The sequence below is a fragment of the Endozoicomonas sp. genome (assembly GCF_051008435.1).
GTDB lineage: Bacteria > Pseudomonadota > Gammaproteobacteria > Pseudomonadales > Endozoicomonadaceae > Endozoicomonas_A.
This window is the reverse complement of the sequence record NZ_JBPCXO010000253.1, coordinates 1-6,067: the sequence shown is the minus strand read 5'-3', so window position 1 is coordinate 6,067 and position 6,067 is coordinate 1. Positions and strand designations below refer to the sequence as shown.

Sequence of the window (6,067 nt, the reverse complement as noted above, 5' to 3'; positions counted from 1 at the left end):
AATTCATGACAAATTATTGCGAGGTTTTGGCCTGTACCAGATATTTCAGAAGATTATTGTCTGTGCAGAATATGCCTGATCGGTCAATCATGATTCGATATCTATCTCTGCAGGATGGAGTACTAGTGCCAAGTTGGGGGCTTTATACCTTTCTGGTTCTCTTGGATCTCCAGACTTCACAAAGGCAAGAGAATACCTGGCATTAGGGGCTGAAGCTGATTTATCAGCCCGTCTTGCATACGGTCATCTATTGATGAATGGGTTAGGTGGTGAGAAGGATCTTGTTGGGGCAGAGCAGGTTTTTGTCAGGGCAGCAAAGCTGGGGAGTCTGGAAGGTTTCTATCTGAGGGCCAAACTGGTTTTAGGTAGAAATGCTTCAGAGGCAGAAGTCCGGGCTGCAGTTAATGATATTAATAGTGCCGCTAAAAAAGGCTTTCCTCCGGCTTTATCGACGATAGCTGAATTGTACAGAACAGGCACTTTTCTGGAAAAGAGCCCGCAAAAGGCCGTGGAGTATTATCTGAAGGCTGCTGATGGTGGTTACTCAGAAGCCCTTTCAACCATTGCCGAAATGTACTTATTTGCTGAATTAGGCTCTGCAGATATTGAAAAAGCGGAGGTTTTTTATCGGCAGGCTATATCCAAAGGCATAAAGTCAGCTAACTACTCATTGGCCTTCTTTTTGTACAATAAGGATTTGGAGAATAAAAGCGGGCTTGGCGAATCCTATAGAATAGCGAAAATAGCGTCCTTAGCCTGGGATGAAAGATGTCAGTACCTTCTAGGGTTAATGTACTACGAGGGGCTGGCAGTAGCCCGTGATAATGAACAAGCCTATTTTTGGCTGGATCTTGCTGCCAGTGCCGGTGTTTTTGAAGCACATCATATAAGGGCTCTTGCAGCCAAGGCTCTTACAAAAGATCAGATAAATAAAGTTAAAAGCCGGGCCCGTGAATGGTTTGTAGCCAACCATGATCGCCCCCATGGTCACCTTTTCATTGATAATTCAAAACACAGGTACCAATAATGCGTTTTGTCATCAAATGCTGCATTCTATTTATTGTTCTCTCTCACGTGTTGGTTGCCAGCGGCGATATCATAAAGTCTGATAATGGCGCTTGGGCTATTTCCTTTGCAAGCGCGCTTGATGAAATAGAGCTGCACAAAATTACTGATGTAGAGTTCAACTTGCTGACAGCGGATGCACGTCCAGCAACAGGGTTGAAGCTCAAAGTAGAGGGTGGTATGCCAGGGCATGGCCATGGTTTTCCGACTTCGCCTTATATTGAGGAGAAAGAACCTGGATTGTATGCCCTGCGAGGCATCAGCTTTTCGATGCGTGGAGCCTGGTTGCTTGTCATAAAAGTTGAAAGTGATAACAACACTTCTGATCAGTTTACTCTACCCCTTTATATCAAGCCGTGAACGTATCAAGGTTAGTGATTTTCTGGCTACTGGGTATTCTGATCAGCTCAATCACTTATGCCAATGATGCAGCCGATGCAAAGTATTTTTCCATAATGGGGTTGTCGAGCCCCCCTAACGATCCATCCAATGGGTTTCAGAAGGATCAGGATGCCATAGGTTTGGGCCGGAAATTGTTTTTTGATTCAGGAATGAGTGCCTCCAAAGCAGTGTCTTGCTCGACATGTCACTTTACGAGTGGCCGGTATATTGCCAATGAATCAATACCTGCCGGGAGCTCTCGAGCTTTCAGGTCAGTCATGCAAATTACCGGTGTTGCCTATAACCGTTTCTTTTTTTGGGACGGAAGGGCTGACAGTTTATGGGCACAGTCATTAGGGCCCATTCAGAATCCGGATGAACATAACTTTGATCGTTTGAGTGCCGTTGTTCACGTTGCCCGAAAGTATCCAGACGAGTTGGATAGAATTACCTCTACGTCCGTTAAGTACCAGCAGCATTTAAACCGTGTAAACAGCTGGATGGTTTCAAAAAATGGTTCCCCACCGACGGTTTCCATTAATTTCATCTTTTCCTTAATTGGTAAGTCTCTGGCCGCTTTTCAGACAAGCCTCCCGATTCCACCTTCACGGTGGGATGAGGTCGCTAAGGCAAAAATAACAGGCACTGCGCTCAATAATGAACAGGAAAAAATATGGAAAGGTTTCAAAGTTTTTACCGGCAAGGCCAGTTGCTCAAATTGTCATGATGGGCCTTTATTTACCGATTTTTCTTTTCATAATACGGCAATGCCCACAAGGCCAGAGCTGGGTATTGAAGCAGGGCGTTATGAAGTATTACCGCAAATAAAAGGCAGCGAGTTCAGTTGTTACAGTCTTTATTCAGATGCCAGCAAAGAGGAGTGCCGACATTTGAATTATGTGAACCAGACTATTGATGAAAACTTTGGATCATTCAAAACGCCAACGTTGCGAAATGTTGGCACAAAATCTCACTTTGGACACGCCAGTCAGTTTTCATCTCTGCAGCAAATGATTGAGCACTATGACAGAGCGCCAGCGGGAGTTCATGGTCGAATGTTGAATACACGAACCCTTTCAGAGTTAAAGCCTTTAGGGTTATCCAGTGAAGAAAAAGAAGAGCTGCTCGAGTTTTTAAAAGCGCTGTAATTATTGTTTAAGATGCCCAAACAGTAACGCTCGTGTGGGTTCACTCCGCAGCTTCCAGATAGAGCTGTCTACATAGTAGTGGTGGATGTTGATGGCGATTGCCAGCAAACCAATAAGAGTGGGCGTTGCACTCTGCAGGTTGGTACTCATTTCAGCCTGATAAAACACCAGCGCCCCGGCCAGTATGGCGCCTAAATAAACAAGCTGAATCCGTGCTGTAGTGGATAGCTTCGAGTTGGTAGGCTGGGGACGATTAGCTTCGACTCGGGTAACAAACACCATATATTGAAGCGAGTGAGCTATCTGGACCCAGAAAATGGAGCTTGGATTGCTGTAAATAGCAAAATACCAAAAGAACAGACTGAACCATATCCCGATTGATCTTACGTCAATTTTTCCTTTTATCCATGCCGGTAACAACAAATACCCTGACACGATAAAACCGGTCATGGCCAGGCAAGATGCAACCAGATACACACTGTCTGTCTGCAGCCATTCAATCCATGGCATAGCTGGCAATAAACGGGCTGCCCATATGACATGCCATGCAATTAAACTCTTAAAACTCCAGTGAAGCAGTCGTTTTTGGACAGGGCTCCATGAATGACCGGACAACATCGAAAAAGCTGAAAAACAGCCCCAGGCCTGACCCACGTAATGCCACGCCAGATAAAACGAGGCAGTCAGCCAGAAGCCATAAGACATAAGAAATGATAGGCTGACCTGTTCGGGTGAGCTTTCGGCCAGTAGTAAAATAATAGCGATCAGCAGTATTAGAATTCCGGGAACAACGAGGGTTGAGCCAAAAAACTGTTTAAAGCAGTTTGGCTGTCTATAAAGAAGGCGATAAGACACCATAAAATGGGGCCAGTTAAGCAGGAGCTGCAGTATCAGTGCCATTGATATTATTTGTACTCCACCACTGACGCCTTCTTCCGATGTTGGCCCTGCTATGAGTAAACCTGTGATCACTAAGACTGAAAGGCCTGATGTCAGCCAAAAATCAGGCCAAAAACCAAACAGGCTGTGAGACTGTGTCCTGGTGAAGTTGATCATCATTTTTATCAGTTTAATGTCCGTATATAATCCGCTGATCGGATGGCAAGAGCCTGTATGGTCAGTACCGGGGATTCTCCTCCACCGGTTGAAGGAAAAATGCTGGCGTCACAGATAAAAAGGTTCTTGATACCATGTACTGATCCATAAGAATCACAAACACTGTTTTTGGCATCCGTTCCCATTCGGCAGGTGCCAAAGACATGGGTCGATGAAAAAGCATCGGCTGAATTGAATGTTTCAAAAGGTGTGTCACAACCTGCTGCAGCCAGTATTTTTCTGCATTCATCCGTCATAAATCTGAGCCGTGATATCGCATTCTGGTCCAAATACGAATGAATTTTAGGGATAGGGATGCCGTGTTGATCCAATTGATCGGAAAGGCTGATAAAGCTCTTTTTATGGGGAAGGCTTTCTCCTATGGACGTCATTGAAAGCACTTTACCTAATTCCTTTCTCATTTGAGCCTTATGCTTCAAACCCCACCCTGAAATGACCCTTGTCGCATAAGCGACTGGACCCACCAGATCACTTTCAGACATAGACGGTGCGAAGCGACAGCCACCAATAACATCCGGAATGGCGTCTGGAGCGTTATATTTCCAGCTTACCCAGTTAACAGGAAGGCCTCGATAACTCCCGAGTTTATCAGGGTGTGCTGCTGATACCGTGGTCAGGAGGGTTTCCATGAAATTCTGGCCTACTAAACCATGATGGTTTCCTACTCCGTGGGGATGGTGAGTATTGGCTGAATTCAATAACAGTCGAGGTGTTTGTATGGCGCCTGCTGCAACAATAATCCATGGGGCGGATAATTGATGTAGTTCACCTTTATGGAAGGCTAAAAGACTGCTGACCCGGTTATTGCGCGTTTCTAACTTGAGCACTTCAACCTCAGGAATTATCTGACATTGACCACTGTTTACGGCATGTTTTAAATAAGTGACATCGATGCTGCCTTTGTCTGTGAGCATACATCCACGCTGGCAACCGCCACAGTAATTACAAGCGGGGCGGTTATCGTAGGGTTTGCTGAGAACAGCCAGGGAGTTGGGCTGGGGTTTATGGCCGGTGCGGATAGCGGCTTTTTCCAATACCTGAGCAGCAAAGCTATAGGGGTGAGGGGGGAGTGGGTATTGGGAAGAGCGTGGGCATCTTGGGTCAGAGGTTGGGCCTGATACCCCAACCAGCTTTTCTGCTGTCTGATAGAAAGGTTCCAGATCGTTGTAATCAACAGGCCAGTCGGCTGCTGCATTGAATTGACTTTTCATTCTCATCGAATCCGGGTTGAGGCGATGAGCCTCGCCAGTAAACTGCAGGGAGCTTCCCCCAACGCCACGAACATGATGGTATCCAAGGTTGGCTCGTTGCTCTCCCTTTACGATCAATCCCTTAATTTGGTTCCAGGATCTCAGCTCGAACTCCAGATCCTGTATGTTTTGTAACTTGGCTACTTCGTAGGCCCCTTTGGAGGAAGGTTTAGAGGGGAAAGGCTTTTCCCAGGTGTCAGCGCTTTGAAGATAATCCCTTGAAGGAAGATAAGCTGGGCCAGCTTCCAGGATTTTGACTTTGAAACCCTGTTGGGTCAGTCTCCAGGCAGCTGAACCGCCTCCTGCACCGGCTCCGATTATGATGACATCGGCATCAAAGCTTTTCAGGGGGTTCTTCATGTTCTGGGTACCCAATGGGTTGAATGGGTCGATCAATCTCCATACCACCCCATGATGCACTGTTGTGGTAGTAAAGCGTCATCACATCGTCTCTTAATCTCTCAATGAAAACTCGGGGTAACGTCATTTCGGGTTGCTTAAATGAAGCTTCTACAATGAGTTCCTGAGAATGGATAATTAGATCGGGAAAAGACGCGTTAAATGATTGGATGCTGGTATTTTCAAACCACTGTGTTCCTTGTTGGAGGAGTTCCGGGTAATTGGGTATTTGCGCTGCTATTTCTGTTATTGAACGATCTAAATCGAGATCGGTAGCGCTCGGGGTTTGATCGCGTGGAATCAATACATCCAGTATGGAGGGTAGAATCTTAGGGGGGGGCAGCTGCTGACAGCTCACTTTGGGTTGATTGAGCGTAAGTTGTGTCCCAGCATAGTGGGGCAAGAGCCATCAGCTTCAATACCAGCCTTCGGCTAACAAGTATTCGAGTCTGCGTTGATTCATCCTCATATTTAATAATCATAACGATCTCATAAGAGTGACATATCGGGCGTTAAGCACAATCTGATGTTATTAACTACTAAATTTGTTTAATCAACAGCCGTTAATCATGGTGACTTAACTAGTGCCTGTCCGAAAACCCTCAACCCTTGAAAATAATAGCTTGTAGCCCAATATAGATACTGAAGTTTTCAACTACCGGCTGTTATTTTCAAAAATCATGCGTAAACCAATTAATCCACAGCTAC

General features: G+C 45.7%; 6 protein-coding genes. 3 read left to right on the top strand and 3 right to left on the bottom strand.

Annotated elements, in window-relative coordinates; genetic code table 11:
- The first annotated feature begins 133 nt into the window (after positions 1–133).
- From ACR2PX_RS13045 to ACR2PX_RS13035, 3 genes are read left to right on the top strand one after another with little or no spacing between them, the layout of a single operon-like run.
- Positions 134–1,027, top strand: a complete 894-nt coding sequence (locus ACR2PX_RS13045) for a tetratricopeptide repeat protein (RefSeq protein WP_433999790.1) — start codon at positions 134–136, stop codon at positions 1,025–1,027.
- Complete coding sequence (locus ACR2PX_RS13040) at positions 1,027–1,425, top strand: FixH family protein (RefSeq protein ID WP_433999789.1); 399 nt, start codon at positions 1,027–1,029, stop codon at positions 1,423–1,425. The genes ACR2PX_RS13045 and ACR2PX_RS13040 overlap by 1 nt, the downstream gene beginning before the upstream one ends.
- 14 nt (positions 1,426–1,439) lie before the next feature.
- Positions 1,440–2,594, top strand: a complete 1,155-nt coding sequence (locus tag ACR2PX_RS13035) for a cytochrome-c peroxidase (protein WP_433999788.1) — start codon at positions 1,440–1,442, stop codon at positions 2,592–2,594.
- On the opposite strand, the gene ACR2PX_RS13030 is transcribed toward ACR2PX_RS13035, so the two are convergent.
- The 3 genes from ACR2PX_RS13030 to ACR2PX_RS13020 form a co-directional block, all read right to left on the bottom strand.
- On the bottom strand, positions 2,595–3,494 hold the full coding sequence (locus ACR2PX_RS13030) for a hypothetical protein (protein ID WP_433999787.1): 900 nt from the start codon (positions 3,492–3,494) through the stop codon (positions 2,595–2,597).
- Between the two features lie 164 nt (positions 3,495–3,658).
- Positions 3,659–5,320: a GMC family oxidoreductase gene (locus tag ACR2PX_RS13025; protein WP_433999786.1), complete on the bottom strand. Its 1,662-nt coding sequence runs from the start codon at positions 5,318–5,320 to the stop codon at positions 3,659–3,661.
- On the bottom strand, positions 5,295–5,717 hold the full coding sequence (locus ACR2PX_RS13020) for a gluconate 2-dehydrogenase subunit 3 family protein (RefSeq protein ID WP_433999791.1): 423 nt from the start codon (positions 5,715–5,717) through the stop codon (positions 5,295–5,297). Before ACR2PX_RS13020 ends, ACR2PX_RS13025 begins: the two co-directional genes overlap by 26 nt.
- Positions 5,718–6,067 lie beyond the last annotated feature (350 nt).